The organism is Levilactobacillus fuyuanensis, assembly GCF_003946395.1.
Classification (GTDB): Bacteria; Bacillota; Bacilli; order Lactobacillales; family Lactobacillaceae; genus Levilactobacillus; species Levilactobacillus fuyuanensis.
The window spans coordinates 1-1,906 of the sequence record NZ_RHNZ01000046.1 but is presented as its reverse complement, the minus strand read 5'-3'; the positions used below and the strand labels follow the sequence as shown (position 1 = coordinate 1,906).

The 1,906-nt window shown below is 51.5% G+C and carries 1 protein-coding gene; it reads left to right on the top strand.

The window, feature by feature from the left end; translation table 11 throughout:
* The coding region (locus EKM73_RS12850; RefSeq protein ID WP_191988640.1) for a hypothetical protein at positions 1-1,906 on the top strand (1,906 nt) is incomplete at both ends.

The following is a 1,906-nucleotide window of genomic DNA, read 5'->3' as shown; positions in this document are numbered from 1 at the left end:
GTGACTCAGACTCCGATAGTGACTCAGACTCCGACAGCGACTCCGATTCCGATAGTGACTCCGACTCTGACAGCGACTCTGACTCTGACAGCGACTCTGACTCCGACAGTGATTCCGACTCTGACAGTGATTCTGACTCCGACAGCGACTCAGACTCTGATAGTGATTCCGATAGCGATAGCGACTCCGATTCCGACAGTGATTCCGATAGCGACAGTGATTCAGACTCTGACAGTGACTCTGACTCCGACAGCGACTCAGATTCCGATAGTGACTCCGACTCCGACAGTGATTCTGACAGCGACAGTGACTCCGACAGTGACTCCGACAGCGACTCCGACTCTGACAGCGACAGTGATTCAGACTCTGACAGTGACTCCGACTCCGATAGCGACTCAGATTCAGACTCCGACAGTGACTCAGACTCTGACAGCGACTCAGACTCCGACAGCGATTCAGACAGCGACAGTGATTCAGATAGCGACAGTGACTCCGACTCCGATAGTGATTCAGACTCCGACAGTGATTCTGACAGCGACAGTGACTCAGACTCTGACAGTGACTCAGATAGCGACAGCGATTCAGACTCCGATAGCGACTCAGATAGCGACAGTGACTCAGACTCTGACAGTGACTCAGACTCCGATAGTGATTCTGACAGCGACAGTGACTCTGACTCCGACAGTGACTCAGATAGTGACAGTGATTCAGATTCTGATAGTGACTCTGATTCCGATAGCGACTCCGACAGCGACAGTGACTCGGATAGCGACAGTGACTCCGATTCTGACAGTGACTCCGATTCTGATAGTGACTCGGACTCTGACAGTGACTCCGATTCCGATAGTGACTCCGACTCTGACAGCGACTCTGACTCCGACAGTGACTCCGATTCTGATAGTGACTCGGACTCCGACAGTGACTCCGATTCCGATAGTGACTCAGACTCTGACAGCGACAGTGATTCAGATTCCGACAGTGATTCTGACAGCGACAGTGACTCCGACAGCGACAGTGATTCAGATTCCGACAGTGATTCCGACTCAGACAGTGATTCCGACTCAGACAGTGATTCCGACTCAGACAGTGATTCTGACTCAGACAGTGATTCAGACTCCGATAGTGATTCAGATAGCGACAGTGACTCTGATTCCGACAGTGACTCCGATTCTGACAGTGACTCCGATTCTGATAGTGACTCGGACTCCGACAGTGACTCCGATTCCGATAGTGACTCAGACTCTGACAGCGACAGTGATTCAGATTCCGACAGTGATTCTGACAGCGACAGTGACTCCGACAGCGACAGTGATTCAGATTCCGACAGTGATTCCGACTCAGACAGTGATTCCGACTCAGACAGTGATTCCGACTCAGACAGTGATTCTGACTCAGACAGTGATTCAGACTCCGATAGTGATTCAGATAGCGACAGTGACTCTGATTCCGACAGTGACTCCGATTCTGACAGTGACTCCGATTCTGATAGTGACTCGGACTCCGACAGTGACTCCGATTCCGATAGTGACTCAGACTCTGACAGCGACAGTGATTCAGATTCCGACAGTGATTCTGACAGCGACAGTGATTCAGATTCCGACAGTGACTCAGACTCCGACAGTGACTCTGACAGCGACAGCGATTCGGATTCTGATAGTGACTCCGACTCTGACAGCGACTCAGATAGCGACAGTGACTCAGACTCTGACAGTGATTCTGACAGCGACAGTGACTCCGACTCCGACAGTGATTCAGATAGCGATAGCGACTCAGACAGTGATTCCGACTCAGACAGTGATTCTGACAGCGACAGTGATTCTGACAGCGACAGTGACTCTGACAGCGACAGTGACTCAGATTCCGACAGTGACTCAGACTCCGACAGCGACTCCGATTCCGATAGCGA